The sequence below is a fragment of the Streptomyces sp. NPDC006294 genome, from assembly GCF_042870895.1.
Lineage (GTDB): Bacteria > Actinomycetota > Actinomycetes > Streptomycetales > Streptomycetaceae > Streptomyces.
On record NZ_JBIAHV010000015.1, the window covers coordinates 75,334 to 93,920 of the forward strand.

The following is an 18,587-nucleotide window of genomic DNA, read 5'->3' on the forward strand; positions in this document are numbered from 1 at the left end:
CCGGGGGCGGGTCAGGGGGACGCGGCCCATCGGCCCGGGCCGGTCAGTGGGACGCGATCACGCGGTCGGCGAGGATGTACACGCTCTCCTCGCCGCAGGAGAAGGTCAGCGCGTACGCGCCGGACACTCCGGACCCGCCCAGCAGCACCGGGGCGTCGCCCGCGCGCAGCGAGTCGGCGAGGCGCTCCGCGGTCTCGCGGTGGCCCGGCGTCATGCACAGGGTCGTACCGTCGGCGAAGACGTACACGTCCAGGGTGCCCAGCGGGCCGGGGCGGACGTCCGCCAGCTCGGTGCCCGTGTCGGCCAGCTCCTCGAGCTTGGACACGGTGCGCTCGTGGTCGGTGACGACCGGCGTCTGCACCGGCACGAAGTCGGGGTGCGAGGGGTGGCGGCGGCGGGCCGCGGCCAGCTCGGGGGAGTCCTCGGCGAACTCGGTCACCTCGGGCAGGTCCGCCATGTCGTCGAGCGCGTCGAAGCCCTCGGCCGCGTCCAGGTCCATCGACTCCAGGCCGACGAAGTCGGCCTGGCGCGGGACGTAGAACGGCGGGATCTCGTCGCCGATGCCGGACAGGCCGCCGAGCGCGGACGTGGAGCCCTCGCCCGAGTAGCGCGCGGAGGCGTCCGCGGCGTCGCGGGCCTCCTGCGCGGCCCAGAAGGCCCGCGCCTCGGCGAGCTCACGCTCCCGCTCCTCGGCGAGCGCCTCGGCGACGGCCGCGCGTATCTCGGCGGCCTCACTGGTGCGGGCCTGGGGCACGGCGGCGATCGGGGCGGGCACGGACGACGCGGCGAGCTCTGACCTGAGGGCGGCTACCTGCTTACGGAGCCCGTGGGCGGCGTGCAGGGCAGCGGCGCCCACGGCCGTGGCGGCGGCCGTGGTCAGCAGCAGGGCAAGAGACATGGCGCTCACTGACTTACTCCCGGTTTCAATCGGATCCCCCCGACTTCTACATCAGCTTGCGATGGACCCGCGCCCCCTGTCAGTGCATTACGTCACGAATTGGACAGGTCTTTGTGCCCGGGGTTCAGTGGTGTGGCCCCTGTGACCTGGGAAAAGGGTCTCCCCCAGGAGATAGGTCACATCCTGGGGGAGATTCAGTCACGAACTGAGATCCGGACCCGCGGCGTCCGGTCCGGCCTCGGCCCGGTTCAGCTCAGGCGCTCGATCTGTTGGTCGCGTTCGCTTCGCCACCGCTGCGGGCAGGTGCCACCCTCGCCGCGCGGCGGAGCCGCAGGTCGAGTGGGTCGGGTGGCCCCTGCCCTCCGCTCCGGCTCAGCTCAGCCGCTCGATCACCATGGCCATGCCCTGGCCGCCGCCCACGCACATGGTCTCCAGACCGAACTGCTTGTCGTGGAACTGGAGGCTGTTGATGAGCGTGGTGGTGATCCGCGCGCCCGTCATGCCGAAGGGGTGGCCGACCGCGATCGCGCCGCCGTTGACGTTGACCTTGTCCAGGTCGAAGCCGAGGTCGCGGTAGGACGGGATGACCTGCGCGGCGAACGCCTCGTTGATCTCGACCAGGTCGATGTCCGAGGTGGTCAGGCCGGCACGCTTCAGCGCCTGCTTGGACGCCTCGACCGGGCCGAGGCCCATGATCTCCGGGGAGAGGCCGGAGACGCCGGTCGACACGATCCGGGCGAGCGGGGTCAGGCCGAGCTCCCGGGCTTTCGTGTCGCTCATGATGACGAGCGCGGCGGCGCCGTCGTTCAGCGGGCAGCAGTTGGCGGCCGTGACGAGCCCGTCGGGGCGGAAGACGGGCTTGAGGCCCTGCACGCCCTCCAGGGTCACGCCGGCGCGGGGGCCGTCGTCCTTGCTGACGACGGTGCCGTCGGGCGTCGTGACGGGGGTGATCTCGCGCTCCCAGAAGCCGTTCTTGATGGCTTCCTCCGCGAGGTTCTGCGACCGGACGCCGAACTCGTCCATGTCCTGGCGGGTGATGCCCTTGCTGCGCGCCAGGTTCTCCGCGGTCTGCCCCATGGCGATGTACGCGTCCGGGACGAGGCCGTCCTCGCGCGGGTCGCTCCAGGTCGAGCCCTCGGACTCGGCGACGGCGGCGGTACGGGCCTCCGCGTCGGCGAAGAACGGGTTGTGCGTGTCCGGCAGGCTGTCGGAGTTGCCCTTCACGAACCGGGACACCGTCTCCACACCGGCGGAGATGAAGACGTCGCCCTCGCCGGCCTTGATGGCGTGCAGCGCCATGCGGGACGTCTGGACCGAGGAGGAGCAGTAGCGGGTGACGGTGCAGCCGGGAAGGTGGTCCATCCCCATCTGCACGGCCACGATGCGGCCCAGGTTGTTGCCCTGCTCGCCGCCGGGCAGGCCGCAGCCGAGCATCAGGTCGTCGATGTCGCGCGGGTCCAGTTCGGGCACCTTGGCGAGCGCGGCCTGGATGATCTCTGCGGTCAGGTCGTCGGGACGAATGTCCTTGAGCGAGCCCTTGAAGGCCCGGCCGATCGGGGAACGGGCTGCTGAGACGATCACGGCTTCAGGCATCACGGCTCCATGAGGGTAAGACGGAAGGGCTGGTTGGGAAGTTACCCGGACGTACGGCGTGGGTCACTGTGCGCGAGGTGTGATGCGGGCCTCTTTTCTAAGCGGGCGCTTGCTTATTCCTGCGCCCAAGGACTTTTTCCCCTCCCCGCCCCTTCCCGAACCGGGGCAGGCCCCGGGCCCGTACCCGCCCTCCGGGTACCGGGCCCGGCTCCGCCCGGGCCCGGTACCGCGCTTCGCGCGGTGGCCTCAATCTCCCCCTACGGCCTGGGGCCGTGGGTGGTACCCCCAGGCCGGGCTTGATTTGCCGCTGCGCGGCCACCCGGCCCAACCGGACACTTCCAGCCTCGCTGGGGGCACTCCGCTACGCATGGCGGCGTGGGAGGTACCCGCACCCACGGCCGCCAGGCCGTAGGGGGGAGGCGCGGGGTTCGGGGCGGAGCCCCGACGAGACCGGCAAGTTCCAGCCTCGCCGGCGCTTGAGGCGCGGGTCCGGGCGGAGCCCGGTAACGGGAAGGGGCGGGGAGGGGAACACGCCCGCCGCAGGCGCCACGGGCGCCAGGGGCTCACGTCGGGCCCACGCGGTCCTCCTTCGGCTGTGCGGACGACGTCGTGGACGGTGGGGCGTCCGACGTCGCGGGGAGGCGGCGGCGTCGGCGGTGCTTGAGGAGGGCCCACGGAGCGCGCGCCCCCGTGACCTCCGTACCCGCCTCGGACGCCGCCGTCGCGGCCGCCCGCGCCACGGGCAGCATGTCCTCGTCCCGGTCCGCGTCCAGCGCGTCCGTCTCCGGCCACAGGCCGAGCACCGCGCACAGCGTCGGCAGCACCGCCATCGCCGCCGTCGCGTACCCCTCCGCCGACGGGTGGTAGCTGTCGACGCCGAACATCTCCCGCGGGTTCGCCGCGAACTCCGGCCCCAGCAGGTCGCCCAGCGAGACCGTGCGCCCGCCCTGCTCCACGACCACGATGGTCTGCGCCGCGGCCAGTTGCCGGCTCACCCGGCGGGCCATCCAGCGCAGCGGCTGGTAGACCGGCTCGATCGTCCCCAGGTCGGGGCAGGTGCCGACGACGACCTCGGTGCCCGCCGTGCGCAGCCGGCGCACCGCGGAGGCCAGATACCGCACGGACTGGGTCGGCGGCATCCGGTGGGTGACGTCGTTCGCGCCGATCATGATGACGCAGACGTCCGGTGTCCGGCTCCGGTCCGCGAGGAGCTGGGTGACCTGGCGCTCCAGGTCGTCGGACTGCGCCCCGGGGAGCGCGATGTTGCGGACCTCCACCGGTCGTTCCGCCACCGCCGCGAGGCCCGAGGCCAGCAGCGCCCCGGGGGTCTGGCCCGCGCGGCGGACGCCCTGGCCGGCCGCGGTCGAGTCGCCGAGGATGCCGAGGCGCAGCGGGTTCTCCCGGCCGAAGGCGAGCCCGTACAGACCGTCGCCGCGCGGCGGGATCGGGGCACGGCCCCCGCCGACCGTGCGTTTCGCCAGGTGGACCTCGGCCATGACCAGGCCCAGTCCGGCCGCTCCGAGCAGCCCGATGCCGCCCCCGCCGTATGCCGCGCCGGCCGCGATGCGCCGCGCCACCCTCGCTCTCGACACAGTCCGAGCCACCTCCTCGCAGCCCGCGGGGCCGCAGCCGCCGCATGGGGCTGCGGCCCTCGCGGGCCTCGTCGCTGTACATGAGCTAACTGCCCCGTAGCGACCGTCGCCCAATCCCGCGTCCGCCCGCTTACGCTGGGCGAACCATCACGGAGACCCCGGAGAACATTGTGCGTATCCACAACTCGATGATCAGTCTTGTCGGCGACACCCCGCTGGTGAAGCTGAACAACGTGACCGCAGGCATTTCGGCGACCGTCCTCGCCAAGGTCGAGTACTTCAACCCCGGCGGGTCGGTGAAGGACCGGATCGCGCTGAGGATGATCGAGGCGGCGGAGGAGAGCGGCGCCCTCCAGCCCGGCGGCACGATCGTCGAGCCGACGAGCGGCAACACCGGCGTCGGACTTGCCATCGTGGCCCAGCAGAAGGGCTACAAGTGCATCTTCGTCTGCCCGGACAAGGTGTCGACCGACAAGATCAATGTGCTGCGTGCGTACGGGGCCGAGGTCGTCGTGTGCCCCACGGCCGTCGACCCTGAGCACCCGGACTCGTACTACAACGTCTCCGACCGGCTGGTCCGGGAGACGCCGGGCGCCTGGAAGCCCGACCAGTACTCCAACCCGAACAACCCGCGCTCGCACTACGAGACCACCGGTCCCGAGCTGTGGGACCAGACGGACGGGCGGATCACGCACTTCGTCACCGGCGTCGGCACCGGCGGCACGATCTCCGGCACCGGGCGGTATCTGAAGGAGGTCAGCGACGGCAAGGTCAAGATCATCGGCGCGGACCCGGAGGGCTCCGTCTACTCGGGCGGCTCCGGCCGTCCGTACCTCGTCGAGGGCGTCGGTGAGGACTTCTGGCCGTCCGCGTACGACCGGACCGTGACCGACGAGATCGTCGCCGTGTCCGACAAGGACTCCTTCCAGATGACGCGCCGCCTCGCCAAGGAGGAGGGCCTGCTGGTGGGCGGCTCCTGCGGCATGGCGGTCGTCGCGGCGCTGCGCGTCGCCGAGCGGCTGGGCCCCGACGACGTCGTGGTCGTGCTGCTGCCCGACAGCGGCCGCGGCTACCTGAGCAAGATCTTCAACGACGAGTGGATGGCCGACTACGGCTTCCTCGAGGGCGAGGGCGCCTCGAACGTCGGCGACGTCCTGCGCGACAAGGAGCACGGCGGCATCCCCAGCCTGGTGCACATGCACCCGGAGGAGACCGTCGGTCAGGCCATCGAGGTGCTGCGCGAGTACGGCGTCTCCCAGATGCCGATCGTCAAGCCGGGCGCCGGTCACCCGGACGTGATGGCCGCGGAGGTCATCGGCTCCGTCGTCGAGCGGGAGCTGCTGGACGCGCTGTTCACGCAGCGCGCGTCGCTGGGCGACCCGCTGGAGAAGCACATGTCGGCCCCGCTGCCGCAGGTCGGCTCCGGCGAGCCGGTGGCCGACCTGATGTCGGTGCTCGGCTCGGCGGACGCGGCGATCGTGCTGGTCGAGGGCAAGCCGACGGGTGTGGTGAGCCGTCAGGACCTGCTGGCGTTCCTCGCCAAGGGCGCCAAGTAGTCCGGTCCGCAGGTCCGTATCCGCAATGGGCGCGCAAGAGGTACGAGCGCGTCACGTCCGCGCAGCACCCGCTTAACACGTGTCCGGCACAGTGATGGATGTCGGCGGGGGGACCGGGCAGGTACCCCGGCCGGCACCACTGGCGGCGTCACAGGACTTCCGGAGCGGCTCCCGGACTCCACGGACGCCCCGGACACGACAGGCCGGTCCTGACCCGGCCCGTGTCCCACGCGGGGACCGCTGTCGTCCCGGCCTCCGGCCTTCGGGCCGGGGGTGCGGCGGTCCCCGCGTCCAGTCTTCGCGCCCCCGTGCACGCGGCCGTCCGTCCGTGACGGGCGGTCAGTCGCTCCAGTCGGACCCGGTGTCACGGGACTTGCGCTGCTGCCAGGGCCAGGCGTGCGCCGCGTGGGCCACGTTCACGCCGACGATGCCGAGCCAGGTGACGACGAGACCGGCCAGGCCGGCGTTGGCCACGCCGATCGCCGAGAGCGGGACGGCGAGGATCATCGTGACGATGCCGAATCCGAAGCGCTCGCCGAAGTTGTCGCCGGACCGCTGCCGCCCGGGGGTGCGGGCCGCGGCCGTCCGCTGTTCGGCGACCTGACGGCGGACGCGGCGGTCGACCGTGGCGTCGAGTCGTTGCTCGACCTTCTCGAGAAACGACTCGACGAGCGCGGAGTCGTACTCCTCTCCCAGGTCGCGGCGGGCGTGCAGGGTGGCGTCGAGCTCCTTCTTGAGCTCAGGGTCGCGGGCTTCCATGAGACCGAAGCTACGGCCGGCGGAGCCGCCGCGTCAGTGGGGGTAGCCCCCGTCTTGCCCCCGGGGACAGCCGGAACCGCGCCGGGCGGCTGCGGCAGCCTTGGGCAGACGGACGCCGTCCTTGTTTCGCAGGGGGGACGCCATGAGCACCGGGAACACCGCCGACCACATCTTCCGCGGCCCGCACCATGTGCGGCTCGCCGTGCCGCCGGCGCCGAGGACCTGTGCCGGAGCTTCTGGGGAGACGTCCTCGGCATGGTCGAGCCGGAGAAGCCGACGCCGGCGCCCGCGGCGGCTGCTGGTTCCGTGGCGGGGGCCTCGAGGTCCATCTCGGTGCCGAGCAGGACTTCTCGCCCGCGCGCAAGGCGCATCCGGGCATCCTGGTCCGCTCCCTGCGGGACCTCGCCGAGCGGCTGGAGGCGTCCGGCCACGAGGTGACGTGGGACGACGCGTTCCCGGCCACGACCGCTTCTACGCCTACGACAAGGTCGGCCACCGGCTGGAGTTCCTGGAGCCGCACGCATCCCGAGCCGTCGGTCGCGCTTGCGAGCCGTGCGCCCCCTGCCCGCCTTGCCCCGGCTGCATATCGTCATGCAGAGTTCTTGTTGACTGAATAGGCGAGCCGGGACGAGGGGGATGGCATGAGCGACAGCCCTGCCGCACGACTGCAGCAGCTGTTCGAGGGGCATCGGCTCACACCCACCCAGCGCCGTATCGCGCACTGCATGGTGCGCCGGGCCGCCGATGTGCCGTTCCTGTCCAGCGTGGAGCTCGCGGAGCTGGCCGGGGTCAGCCAGCCGTCCGTCACCCGCTTCGCCGTCGCGCTCGGGTTCGACGGCTATCCCGCGCTGAGAAGGCATCTGCGCGAGGTCGTACCGCCGGAGACGCCGGACGACGGCGACACGTACAACGAGTACCAGCAGGCCGTGCACGCGGAGATCGAGAATCTGCGGCACCTCGCCGAGATGCTCGCGCAGCCGGCGGCCGTCGAGCGGGCCGGCCGGCTGCTCGCGGCGTCCCGGCCGCTGCCGGTGCTGGGGCTGCGGGCCGCGTCGTCGCAGGCCCGCGGGTTCGCCTACTTCGCGGCCAAGGTGCACCCGGACGTACGGCTCCTCGACGAGGGCGGCTCGATGCTCGCCGACCGGATCGACGCGGCGCGGCGGGCCGGGGCGAGCGCGCTGCTGTGCTTCGCCCTGCCGCGCCACCCGAAGGAGGTCGTGGAGGCCCTGGCGTACGCGCGGTCGGCCGGTCTGACGGTGGTGACGGTCGCCGACTCGGCGTTCGCCCCGGTGGCCGCCCACAGCGATCTGCTGATCCCGGCGGCCGTCGGCACCGGTCTGGCCTTCGACACGGCGTGCGCGCCGATGCTGCTCGGGCGGGTCCTGCTGGAGGCGCTGTGCGACGGTCTGCCGGACGCACAGGCCCGCCTGGAGGACTTCGACGCTCAGGCGGCGGAGCGCGGTCTCTTCGCGGAGTGAGGACAGGCATGCGCTCGGATCGGGCCGTTTCTCAGACGGCGTTCAGATACGGCCGCTAATCTCCGCGCCCACGGCATTGGATCTCTCGGAGGGAGCACGGACGTGGGGCGCGGGACGCAGTCGCTGGCGCGGGTGGCGGTGGTCGTGAGAGCCGGGGCGGCGCCCCTGTGGTGGCTGGGGATTGTCGCCGCCGGTACGGGGCTGCTGCTGCCCGGGCTCACCGGACGCCGGATCGGCGTCCTGACCGGGGCCGCGCTGTTCCTGGTCACCGCCGCCGGGGTCGCTTTGGCCAGGCGCCGCCGTTACACGCATCTCGCGGGCTGTGCGACCCGTGCCGGACGGCACGACGTGCTCCAGGACCGCCGGGTGACGCTGCGGGTGGTGCGGCGGGCCCGCCGCTGGTGGCTGCTGCTCGTCTTCCTGGCCGCCCTGGCGAGCTCGTTGGTCCTGCCCGCCGCGGGCGGAGCGGTACTCGCGGGCGCCGGGGCGGGCCTGTGGCTCAAGGCCGTGTGGCTGGGCCGCCGTGAGCGCGTCGCGGAGACGCTGCTGTGGATGCGTACCGACTGGGTGGCCAAGGGCGCGGTCGGCAAGCCCGTCAAGGGATTCCGTACGACGGGGATCGCCGCCGGCGACGCCGCGCCCGGAGGGGCACGGCGTCGCCGGAGCTGAGGCGGGGGCCGGCTCAGACCTCCAGCTCGGACTCGATCTTCTTCAGCTGGTGGCGGGCCATCGCCAGGTTCGCGCGGTCCTTGTCCAGCGCCAGGTACAGGAAGAGGCCGTTGGCGCCGCGGCTCTTCATCAGGCGGATCAGGTGGTACTGCGAGCCGAGGGTGATCAGGATGTCCTCGATCTCGTCCTTGAGGCCCAGGTGCTCCATGGTGCGGACCTTGGCGCGGACCACGTCGGTGTTCCCGGCGGCCGCGACGGTCAGGTCGAGGTCCTTGCCGCCGCCGATGGTGCCCAGCGCCATGCCGCTGGTGTAGTCGACGAGGGCTGCGCCGATGGCGCCCTCGATGGTGGTTGCTTCCTTGAGCGCGGTCTCGGTGTTGGCCATGGCAGGCGCACGTTCCTTCCGTCGGTCGGTTGTCGTTCCGGCGTTGCTTCTCGCGTTGGATCTGGTGCGGGCGGTCGTGGTGCGGGGGGTCGCGGCGCGGTTTCGCGCGGGGGGATCCGTGGGGGCGTCGGCGGCCATCGGTCAGGCCTCCTGGGGTCGTTCGAGGGCCGCGTCCACCAGTGCCCCGATACGGGTGCAGGCGCGGCGGGCCTCGAGGTGGAGCCGGCCCACGTTGATGCGCGGCTCGGCCAGTACGGTGAGCACGGCCGACGAGCCGGCCGCGTAGGTGGCGACGTAACCCGCATCGCCCCGGACGAGCAGCTCCTTGAAGCCGCCCTGCCCGGTGGTCTCCGTCAGCCGCATCGCGACTCCGAGCGCGGCGGCGGTGAGCGCGGCGACGCTCTCGGCCTCCGCGGTGTCCGTCGCCAGGACCAGGCCGTCGACGCTCGCGGCGAGCACACCGGTCAGCTGCGGCACGCGGGCGCGCAGCCTTCTGAGTTCACCGAGCACCTCGGTCTCGGCCGTCATGAGCTGTCTCCTCTCGGCACGCTGCCGCAAAACGCGCCTCATGACGGTGTGCGCAGGGCCCGGTGGGTCGTGCGAGGTGTCACAGGCTTGCCTCCAGAGCGTCGCGGAGTCGGCGTAACAGGGCGATGTCCGGGTCGGCGGAGAAGGCGGCGACCCAGTCGGGCAGGGGGGCCGGGGCGGGCGCTTCGGCAGAAGCGGGCGTCTCGACGAGCCCGGCGGCCGCCATCCGCCGTACCTCGACCAGGGTGTTGAAGGCGGGCCGGCCGGCGGCCCGCGCGATCGCCGAGGGGGTGCGCACACCGTCGGCGAGATCCAGCAGCGTCCGCTGCCGGCGGGTGGCGACGCACGCGCCGTGGCCGCGCGGCCGGCGCCGCAGGGGCGCGGTGTCCACCTCCGGGTGCGGCCACACGGAGTCGAGCAGGCCGCGCCGCCGCCGCGCCTCCCGCACGACGGCCGCGGCGGGTACGGGACGCACCCTGCCGATCCAGTGCGCGACGCCGTAGCGGAAACGGGTCGGCCCGCTGCCGGGGGAGAGTGCGAAGAAGGCGGCGTCGTGGAGGGCGCCGAGGTGGCAGATCTCCATCGCGCCGTCGGTGACCCGGCCGCTCTCGACGAGGAAGCGCGCCACCTCGCGGCGTGCGCCGGCCCTGGCGACGGCCTCCTCCCACCCCTCGGGCGCGAGGTGGCCGCCGGCCGTCAGCAGGACGTCGAGGCCGGGCGCGGCCGGGCTCTCCGCGTGCACCACCTCGCCGTCGGCGAGGTAGAGGACGCCGTGGTCACGGACCAGGACGCCGGTGGCCCGTTCCTCCGCCAGCCGTACGAGCATGGGGGAGACGGCCCTGGCCGCCGCGGTCATCCGAGGACCAGCCGTTCTGCGAGGTCCGCGAGGCGCAGCCGGGCGAGCGCCAGATTGCCGGTGTCCCGGTCGAGCCACAGATGCAGGAACACACTGCTGTCGAACGTGGTCTCCACGAACCGCATCACGTGGTAGCCGGTGCGGGTGGTGACGATCAGGTCCTCGACGGGCAACCCCTTGGCCCCGTCGGGCTCCGGGGTCTCGTCGGGCGCGAACGTCGGGTACTCGGCGGCCATCCTGGCGAGTTCGGCCGTCTCCGCCGCGGTCGCCTCGTGGTCGCCGCCGGGGGTCTCCCCGACGGCGCCGAGGGCGAGCCCGCTGGTCCAGTCCACGATGGAGGCTCCCCGGGCCCCCGGCACCACCATGGCTTGCAGCAGACACTCGTCGATTCCGGGCACGCGGACTCCCCTCCCCGCCTCGGTGTGCCGCGCACGAACGCGGCAGTGACGGAGAGGTTACTCAACGTGCCCCCTCCGGGGGGGCAGTTCTGGCATTTTCCAGCGGAACATGCCAGCGCCCGATAAGGTCTGCCGCGCGCCTCTTCGGCACCCCACCGTGACGCCCGTGGCGGGCCTGCCGGGGGCAGGCCCCGGTCAGGCGCCGCGGCGCTCGACGGCGGCGGCCACGTCATCGAGGTCGCCGGCCAGCGCCTTGCGCACCGCCCTGGCGCCGAGGCCGCCGAGGAGCTTGGCGAGCACGCCCATGAAGCCGCCGGGCGGCTCCGCGCCGAAGGAGAGCCGGACCGTGGTCGTCTCCGGCCCCGCCGTCAGCAGCCTGCACTCCGAGACGTAGTGCGTGCCCTGCGAATCGGCCTCCACCACATAGCGCTCGGGAGGCTCGCAGGCCGTCACGCACATCTCCTCCGTGGCCTCCTTGCCCATCATCCGCCGCGTCTCGCGCCACCGGGTGCCGACGCCGAAGGGGCCGCTGGAGAGCACCTCGATCCGCTCCACGCCGCTGAGCACGCTCTCCCAGCCCTGGACGTCGGTCAGCGCGCGCCACACGGTCTCCGGAGGCGCCAGGACCAGGCGCTCGACGACGACGCTCTTGGTAGTCATGCGTCCATGGAAGCACCGGCCTGTGACAATCGCGCTCGTTGCGCGGGACGTCCGGTTCCGCCCGGCGGTCAGCCGAGCAGCGCGTCCCGCTGCGCGCCGCCGGACTCCGCGACGATGGCCTCGACGCTCTGGGCCTCCCGTACGGCGGCGAACCGCACCCCGCCGTCGGGTCCCGCGGTGAAGCCGTGCACGGCGGTCCTCGGCAGGCTGTTGTAGCCGTAGTGGCTGGAGAAGTAGTACGCGCCGGTGTCGAGTGCTGCGATGACGTCGCCCGCCTCCAGTCGAGGCAGCGAGCGCCGCTCCGCGAGCAGGTCGCCGGCGAAGCAGGCAGGGCCCGCGACGTCCTGGTCGACCCCGGGGCCCGTCCTGGGCCGGCCCTTGGCGTCGTACGCGGCGATGCGCAGCGGCCAGGACAGCGGGTCGTAGACGGTACGGGTGGCGACCTGGACGCCCGCGTGGGTGACCGCGATCGGCCTGGACCCGGCGGTCTTGGCGTACTCGACCCGGGCGAGGACCGTGCCGTGCTTGGCGAGCAGCGAACGGCCGAACTCGGTGACCAGGCCGTATCTGCCGTCGAGCAGTCCGGGGACGCGCTCCTTGAGCAGGGCGGCGTACTCGGTGAAGGTGGGCGTGTGGTCGTCGGAGGCGAAGTTGACCGGCAGGCCGCCGCCGATGTCGACGGTGTCGATCTGCTGCCGGCCCGCCGCCGCGTTGATCTCCTCCGCGAGGTCGTACACCGCGAGGATGCCCTGCGTCATCCGGGCCAGCGGCATGCCCTGGGAGCCGGAGTGGGCGTGCAGCCGGGTCAGCCAGGGGCGGTCGAGGAAGGCGCGTACGACCTGGTCCCTGGCGCCCTCGTCGCACAGGGCGACGCCGAACTTGGAGGTCGGGGTGGCCGTCGAGAGGGCTCCGATCGAGCCGCCCCCGACCTGCGGATTCACCCGCAGGCCCAGTGGTGAGGCGGACGGCCCCGCGCCGAGCAGGGCGTCGACGCGGGCGATCTCCTGCCAGTTGTCCGCGTTGACGGCGATGCCGAGGTCCAGGGCCTCCCGCAGCTCGGTGGCGGTCTTGGCGGGGGAGTCGAGCACGATCAGCTCCGGCGGCAGCCCCGCGGCCCGCGCCAGGGCCAGTTCCCCGGGGCTGGCGACCTCCGCGCCCATGCCCTCCGCGTGCAGCAGCGCCAGGACGGGCACCAGCGGGGCGGCCTTGACGGCGAAGGCGTGCAGCACCGGTGCGTCGGTGACGGTGGCGAAAGCGGTCCGCAGCTCCGCCACGGACGAGCGGATACCCGCCACGTCGAGCAGGGCGGTCACGGGCTGTTCCTCGGTGAGAAGTCCCTGTTCCACGGCCGCTCTCACGGCCAGGTTCCGGCGGTCGGCAGTCATGCCGGCCAGCCAATCATCCGGCGGGTCGCGCCGCAGCTGTTGACTACGTCTATTCAGGAAGCGAGTATGTGAATAGAAAATCGACACATTCTCGCGAGGAGGCATCGCCATGTCAGGACCCCGCCCCGTACGGTCACCGCGCGGCAGCGAGCTGAGCACCCTGGGATGGCAGCAGGAGGCCGCCCTCCGGATGCTGCAGAACAACCTCGACCCCGAGGTCGCCGAGCACCCCGACAAGCTCGTCGTCTACGGCGGCACCGGCAAGGCGGCCCGCGACTGGCGCTCCTTCGACGCGATGGTGCGCACGCTCCGGACCCTCAAGCAGGACGAGACGATGCTCGTCCAGTCCGGCCGCCCCGTCGGCGTCATGCAGACCCACGAATGGGCCCCGCGCGTCCTCATCGCCAACTCCAACCTGGTCGGCGACTGGGCGAACTGGGAGGAGTTCCGCCGCCTCGAACAGCTCGGCCTGACCATGTACGGGCAGATGACCGCCGGGTCCTGGATCTACATCGGCACGCAGGGCATCCTCCAGGGCACCTACGAGACCTTCGCCGCCGTCGCCGCCAAGAAGTTCAACGGCACGCTCGCCGGCACGATCACGCTGACCGCCGGCCTCGGTGGCATGGGCGGCGCCCAGCCGCTCGCCGTCACCATGAACGACGGCGTCGTCATCTGCGTCGACTGCGACCCGCGCGCCATCGAGCGCCGCATCGAGCACCGCTACCTGGACGTGCGCGCCGACTCCCTCGAACACGCGCTGTCCCTCGCCGTCGAGGCCAGGGACGCCCGCCGCCCGCTCTCCATCGGCCTGCTCGGCAACGCCGCGGAACTGCTGCCCCGGATGCTCGCCGAGAGCGCGCCCATCGACATCGTGACCGACCAGACCTCGGCCCACGACCCGCTCTCCTACCTCCCGGCCGGCGTCGACTTCGACGACATGGCCTCCTACGCGGCCAAGGACCCGGCCGGCTTCACCACCCGCGCCCGCGAGTCGATGGCCCGGCACGTGGAGGCCATGGTCGGCTTCATGGACGCGGGCGCCGAGGTCTTCGACTACGGCAACTCGATCCGCGGCGAGGCGCGACTGGCCGGATACGACCGGGCCTTCGCCTTCCCCGGCTTCGTCCCGGCGTACATCCGGCCGCTGTTCTGCGAGGGCAAGGGCCCCTTCCGCTGGGCGGCCCTGTCGGGCGAGGCGTCGGACATCGCGAAGACCGACAAGGCGATGCTCGACCTCTTCCCGGAGGCTGAGTCCATTCAAAACGCGTCCCTGCACCGCTGGATCAAGATGGCCGGCGAGCGGGTCCACTTCCAGGGACTGCCGGCGCGGATCTGCTGGCTGGGCTACGGCGAGCGCGACCGCGCCGGCGAACGCTTCAACGACATGGTGGCGAGCGGCGAGCTGGCGGCCCCGCTGGCGATCGGCCGCGACCACCTCGACTGCGGCTCCGTCGCCTCCCCGTACCGCGAGACCGAGGCGATGCTCGACGGCTCCGACGCGATCGCGGACTGGCCGCTGCTCAACGCGATGGTGAACGTCGCGTCCGGCGCGTCCTGGGTCTCCCTCCACCACGGCGGCGGCGTCGGCATGGGCCGCTCCATCCACGCGGGCCAGGTGTCGGTCGCGGACGGCACCAAGCTCGCGGGCGAGAAGATCCGCCGGGTGCTGACCAACGACCCCGGTATGGGCGTCATCCGGCACGTCGACGCGGGCTACGACATCGCGGAGTCGGTCTCCGACGCGAAGGGCGTCCGCATCCCGATGCGCGAGGGTGACGCATGACCGCCGTCGGTCCCGGCGGCCACGACCGCCCGCTCCCCGGGGCGCGCCCACCGGGACGGCCGGCGGCCACCGGCGCGGCGGCAGAGCGCACGGACCGCGCGCCCGGAGCCCCGGGCGGAGCCCGGGAGGCCGCAGCCACGGGCGGGGGCCGGGGCGCAGCCCCGGGCAACGGTGAAAAGGCACCGCAGGGTCACACCTCCTTCCACGAGATGTGGCGCGACCTGCGAGGCATCGGGCGCCACGCCGACACCGGCGGCTACCGCCGCTACGCATGGACCGCCGCCGACGCCGACTGCCGCGCCTGGTTCGAGGCGCAGGCCACGCGGCGCGGACTCGCCTGCGAGGTCGACCGCAACGGCAACCAGTGGGCCTGGCTGGGTGCTGCCACATACAAGGACGTGACCGCGGGCGACGCCGTCGTCACCGGGTCGCACCTCGACTCCGTCCCCGACGGCGGCGCCTTCGACGGGCCCCTCGGTGTCGTGTCCTCCTTCGCCGCGATCGACGAACTCCGCCGCAGGGGTGCGGAGTTCACCCGCCCGGTCGCCGTCACCAACTTCGGTGACGAGGAGGGCGCCCGGTTCGGGCTCGCCTGCGTCGGCTCCCGGCTCGCCGCCGGGCAGCTGACGCGCGAGAAGGCGTACGGCCTCGAGGACGCCGACGGGATCAGCCTGCCGCAGGCCATGGAGGCGGCCGGGTACGATCCGGCCGCCATCGGCCCCGATCCCGAACGCCTGTCCCGGATCGGCGCGTTCGTCGAACTGCACGTCGAGCAGGGCCGCGCCCTGGACCTGACCGGCGACGCCGTCGGCATCGCGTCCGCGATCTGGCCGCACGGCCGCTGGCGGTTCGACTTCGCCGGCGAGGCCAACCACGCCGGCACCACCCGGCTCGCCGACCGGCGCGACCCGATGCTGACGTACGCGGAGACCGTGCTCGCCGCCCGCCGCGAGGCGGAACTCGCGGGCGCCGTCGCCACCTTCGGCAAGATCTCCGTCGAGCCGAACGGCGTCAACGCCATCCCGTCCCTCGTCCGCGGCTGGCTCGACTCCCGCGCCCCCGACCAGGCCACGCTCGACACGGTCGTCGCCGCCGTCGAGCAGGCGGCCCGGGAGCGCGCGGCGCGCGACGGCGTGGACCTCGCCGTCGTACGCGAGTCGTTCACGCCCGTGATCGAGTTCGAGCACGCCCTGCGGGACGAGCTGAACAAGATCCTCGGCGGCGCCGTCCCCGTGCTCGGCACCGGAGCGGGACACGACGCGGGAATCCTCTCCACGTCCGTCCCGACCGCCATGCTGTTCGTACGCAACCCCACCGGGGTCTCGCACTCCCCGGCCGAGTCGGCGGCCGAGGACGACTGCGTGGCCGGGGTGCTCGCACTCGCCGACGTACTGGAGGGCCTGGCGTGCAGGTGACCACCTACTGGCTGGAACACGCCTGGCTCGGCGACCACGTCGAACCGGGTGTCGCCCTCGACGTGGCGGACGGCCGCGTCAACGCCGTACGCGGCGGGGTGGAGACCCCGCCGCCGGGCGCGGAGGTGCTGCGCGGGCTGACCCTCCCCGGCCTGGCGAACGCCCACTCCCACGCCTTCCACCGGGCGCTGCGCGGGACGGTGCAGGTCGGATCCGGCACGTTCTGGACCTGGCGCGAGGTCATGTACGACGTGGCCGCCCGGCTCACGCCGGACACGTACTTCGCGCTGGCCCGCGCCGTCTACGCCGAGATGGCGCTCGCCGGCATCACCGCCGTCGGCGAGTTCCACTATCTGCACCACGCGCCGGGCGGCGTGCCCTACGCCGAGCCCAACGCGATGGGGGAGGCGCTGATCGCGGCGGCCGGCGAGGCCGGCATCCGGATCACCCTCCTCGACACCGCGTACCTGTCCGCCGGCTTCGGCAAGGCCCCCGACCGCCACCAGCTGCGCTTCAGCGACGGCACGGCGGACGCGTGGGCCGAGCGGGCCGACGGCCTCAAGGACGGCGAGCACGTACGCATCGGGGCCGCGATCCACTCCGTGCGCGCCGTACCCGCGGCCCAGCTGCCGACGGTCGCCGCCTGGGCGGCCGGCCGGAACGCGCCCCTGCACGTCCACCTCTCCGAGCAGACCGCGGAGAACGACGCCTGCCGGGCCGCGCACGGGCGCACCCCGACCCGGCTGCTCGCCGACCACGGCGTCCTCGGCGCCCGCACCACCGGTGTCCACAACACGCACCTCACCGACGACGACATCGCGCTGCTCGGCCGCACGGCGACGGGCACCTGCATGTGCCCCACGACCGAGCGCGACCTCGCCGACGGCATCGGACCCGCCCCCGCCCTCCAGGCGGCGGGCTCCCCGCTGTCCCTCGGCAGCGACAGCCACGCGGTGATCGACCTCTTCGAGGAGGCGCGGGCCATGGAACTCGACGAGCGCCTGCGCTCGCGCACCCGCGGCCACTGGACGGCGGCGGCCCTGCTGCGGGCCGCAACGGCCGACGGGCACGCGGCGCTCGGCTGGCACGAGGCGGGCCGACTCGAACCGGGCGCACTCGCGGACTTCACCACCCTCGCGCTGGACACCGTCAGGACAGCGGGACCGCCGCCGCGTCTGGCAGCTGAGACAGCGGTATTCGCCGGGTCGGCAGCGGATGTGCGCCACACGGTCGTGGGCGGCCGCCGGATCGTACGGGACGGGGTCCATGCCGCCGTCCCCGACGCGGCACGGGCCCTGACGGACGCGATCGCCGCTCTGCACCGCTGAACCGCACCGCACGGCTGAAGGAGACCCCCGCATCATGAACAGCGGCCACGAGACGACGAACAACGCCCCGGCGACGCCCGCCCCCGCGACGACGAACAGCGCCGTCGCGGCGACGGCCACCGTCATCACCAACATCGCCAGCCTGGTCACCAACGACCCCTCCCTCGGTGACGGAACCCCTCTCGGACTGATCCAGGACGCGGCCGTCGTCATCGACGGCGACCGTGTCGTCTGGGTCGGTGAGAAGAGCAAAGCACCCGCCACTGACAACCGGCTCGACGCCGGCGGCCGGGCCGTCATCCCCGGCTTCGTCGACTCCCACTCGCACCTCGTCTTCGCCGGGGACCGCACCGCCGAGTTCAACGCCCGTATGTCCGGGCAGCCGTACGCCGCGGGCGGCATCCGCACCACCGTCGCCGCCACCCGCGCCGCGACCGACGAACAGCTCGACGCCCACGTCGCCCGCTATCTCGCGGAGGCCCTGCGCCAGGGCACCACCGTCATGGAGACCAAGTCCGGCTACGGGCTCACCGTCGAGGACGAGGCCCGCGCCCTGCGGATCGCCGCCCGCCACACCGACGAGGTCACCTTCCTCGGCGCCCACATCGTGTCCCCCGACCACGCCGACGATCCCGCCGCCTATGTCGCGCTCGTCACCGGCGAGATGCTCGACGCCTGCGCCCCGCACGCCCGCTGGGTGGACGTCTTCTGCGAGAAGGGCGCCTTCGACGGCGACCAGGCCAGGGCGGTCCTCACGGCGGGCCGGACCAAGGGCCTGCTGCCCCGCGTGCACGCCAACCAGCTCACCTACGGCCCCGGTGTGCAGCTCGCCGTCGAGCTGGACGCCGCGTCCGCCGACCACTGCACCCACCTCACCGACGCCGACGTCGACGCGCTCGCGAACGGCTCGACCGTCGCGACGCTCCTCCCCGGCGCCGAGTTCTCCACCCGCGCCCAGTGGCCCGACGCCCGCCGGCTCCTCGACGCGGGCGCGACGGTCGCCCTGTCGACGGACTGCAACCCCGGCTCGTCGTTCACCTCCTCGGTGCCGTTCTGCATCGCCCTGGCCGTACGGGACATGGGGATGACCCCGGACGAGGCCCTGTGGTCCGCGACGGCCGGCGGCGCGGCGGCCCTGCGCCGCACGGACGTCGGCCGCCTCACCCCCGGCGCCCGCGCCGACCTCGTCCTCCTCGACGCCCCCAGCCATGTCCATCTGGCCTACCGCCCGGGCGTCCCCCTGGTGCACCAGGTCTGGCGGGCGGGCCGGCGCGCCGTCTGATCCTCGACACGGTCCTGGT

General features: G+C 73.1%; 17 protein-coding genes and 1 pseudogene. 8 read left to right on the plus strand and 10 right to left on the minus strand.

From position 1 onward, the window contains the following. Positions 1–43: 43 nt before the first annotated feature. The 3 genes from ACFYOP_RS25655 to ACFYOP_RS25665 form a co-directional block, all read right to left on the minus strand. Positions 44–898 (minus strand): hypothetical protein, encoded by an 855-nt coding sequence (locus ACFYOP_RS25655; RefSeq protein WP_356894369.1) that lies wholly within the window; start codon positions 896–898, stop codon positions 44–46. 372 nt (positions 899–1,270) lie between these two features. Continuing rightward, positions 1,271–2,491 carry an acetyl-CoA C-acetyltransferase gene (locus tag ACFYOP_RS25660; protein WP_356894246.1) on the minus strand — a complete coding sequence of 407 codons (1,221 nt, stop codon included), beginning with the start codon at positions 2,489–2,491 and terminating at the stop codon, positions 1,271–1,273. Positions 2,492–3,054: 563 nt separating this feature from the next. Beyond that, positions 3,055–4,068, minus strand: a complete 1,014-nt coding sequence (locus ACFYOP_RS25665; protein WP_356894367.1) for an SGNH/GDSL hydrolase family protein — start codon at positions 4,066–4,068, stop codon at positions 3,055–3,057. A 185-nt stretch (positions 4,069–4,253) separates the two neighbouring features. Here ACFYOP_RS25665 and ACFYOP_RS25670 point away from each other — a divergent pair, with 185 nt between their 5' ends. After that, complete coding sequence (locus tag ACFYOP_RS25670; RefSeq protein ID WP_356894244.1) at positions 4,254–5,639, plus strand: cystathionine beta-synthase; 1,386 nt, start codon at positions 4,254–4,256, stop codon at positions 5,637–5,639. 339 nt (positions 5,640–5,978) lie between these two features. On the opposite strand, the gene ACFYOP_RS25675 is transcribed toward ACFYOP_RS25670, so the two are convergent. Continuing rightward, entirely contained in the window at positions 5,979–6,398 is a 420-nt protein-coding gene (locus ACFYOP_RS25675; protein ID WP_356894242.1) for a hypothetical protein, read from the minus strand. A gap of 142 nt (positions 6,399–6,540) precedes the next feature. Between ACFYOP_RS25675 and ACFYOP_RS25680 the strand changes: the two are divergent. The 3 genes and pseudogenes from ACFYOP_RS25680 (at position 6,541) to ACFYOP_RS25690 (ending at position 8,545) form a co-directional block, all read left to right on the plus strand. After that, positions 6,541–7,011 (plus strand): annotated as a pseudogene (locus ACFYOP_RS25680) (glyoxalase). Positions 7,012–7,039: 28 nt separating this feature from the next. After that, entirely contained in the window at positions 7,040–7,876 is an 837-nt protein-coding gene (locus tag ACFYOP_RS25685; protein WP_356894240.1) for a MurR/RpiR family transcriptional regulator, read from the plus strand. A gap of 102 nt (positions 7,877–7,978) precedes the next feature. Continuing rightward, positions 7,979–8,545 carry a hypothetical protein gene (locus ACFYOP_RS25690; RefSeq protein WP_356894238.1) on the plus strand — a complete coding sequence of 189 codons (567 nt, stop codon included), beginning with the start codon at positions 7,979–7,981 and terminating at the stop codon, positions 8,543–8,545. Between the two features lie 13 nt (positions 8,546–8,558). Here ACFYOP_RS25690 and ACFYOP_RS25695 read toward each other — a convergent pair whose 3' ends face one another. The 6 genes from ACFYOP_RS25695 to ACFYOP_RS25720 form a co-directional block, all read right to left on the minus strand. Beyond that, positions 8,559–8,930 carry a hypothetical protein gene (locus ACFYOP_RS25695; RefSeq protein WP_356894236.1) on the minus strand — a complete coding sequence of 124 codons (372 nt, stop codon included), beginning with the start codon at positions 8,928–8,930 and terminating at the stop codon, positions 8,559–8,561. 141 nt (positions 8,931–9,071) lie between these two features. Next, positions 9,072–9,458 carry a roadblock/LC7 domain-containing protein gene (locus tag ACFYOP_RS25700; RefSeq protein ID WP_356894234.1) on the minus strand — a complete coding sequence of 129 codons (387 nt, stop codon included), beginning with the start codon at positions 9,456–9,458 and terminating at the stop codon, positions 9,072–9,074. A 79-nt stretch (positions 9,459–9,537) separates the two neighbouring features. Continuing rightward, on the minus strand, positions 9,538–10,314 hold the full coding sequence (locus tag ACFYOP_RS25705) for a transcriptional regulator (protein WP_356894232.1): 777 nt from the start codon (positions 10,312–10,314) through the stop codon (positions 9,538–9,540). Continuing rightward, a complete protein-coding gene (locus ACFYOP_RS25710) occupies positions 10,311–10,712 on the minus strand; it encodes a hypothetical protein (protein WP_356894230.1) in 402 nt (133 codons plus the stop codon). Before ACFYOP_RS25710 ends, ACFYOP_RS25705 begins: the two co-directional genes overlap by 4 nt. Positions 10,713–10,907: 195 nt before the next feature. Next, positions 10,908–11,372, minus strand: coding sequence for an SRPBCC family protein (locus ACFYOP_RS25715; RefSeq protein WP_356894228.1), 465 nt, complete (start codon positions 11,370–11,372; stop codon positions 10,908–10,910). A gap of 68 nt (positions 11,373–11,440) precedes the next feature. Then, on the minus strand, positions 11,441–12,757 hold the full coding sequence (locus tag ACFYOP_RS25720; protein WP_356894226.1) for a diaminopimelate decarboxylase: 1,317 nt from the start codon (positions 12,755–12,757) through the stop codon (positions 11,441–11,443). A gap of 109 nt (positions 12,758–12,866) precedes the next feature. Between ACFYOP_RS25720 and hutU the strand changes: the two genes are divergently transcribed. The 4 genes from hutU (at position 12,867) to hutI (ending at position 18,568) form a co-directional block, all read left to right on the plus strand. Next, positions 12,867–14,543, plus strand: a complete 1,677-nt coding sequence (gene hutU / locus ACFYOP_RS25725) for a urocanate hydratase (protein ID WP_356894224.1) — start codon at positions 12,867–12,869, stop codon at positions 14,541–14,543. Positions 14,544–14,752: 209 nt separating this feature from the next. Beyond that, positions 14,753–15,958 carry an allantoate amidohydrolase gene (locus ACFYOP_RS25730; protein ID WP_356894365.1) on the plus strand — a complete coding sequence of 402 codons (1,206 nt, stop codon included), beginning with the start codon at positions 14,753–14,755 and terminating at the stop codon, positions 15,956–15,958. Then, a complete protein-coding gene (locus ACFYOP_RS25735) occupies positions 15,949–17,286 on the plus strand; it encodes a formimidoylglutamate deiminase (RefSeq protein WP_356894222.1) in 1,338 nt (445 codons plus the stop codon). The genes ACFYOP_RS25730 and ACFYOP_RS25735 overlap by 10 nt, the downstream gene beginning before the upstream one ends. A 34-nt stretch (positions 17,287–17,320) precedes the next feature. Then, positions 17,321–18,568: an imidazolonepropionase gene (gene hutI, locus ACFYOP_RS25740; RefSeq protein ID WP_356894220.1), complete on the plus strand. Its 1,248-nt coding sequence runs from the start codon at positions 17,321–17,323 to the stop codon at positions 18,566–18,568. Positions 18,569–18,587: the final 19 nt, after the last annotated feature.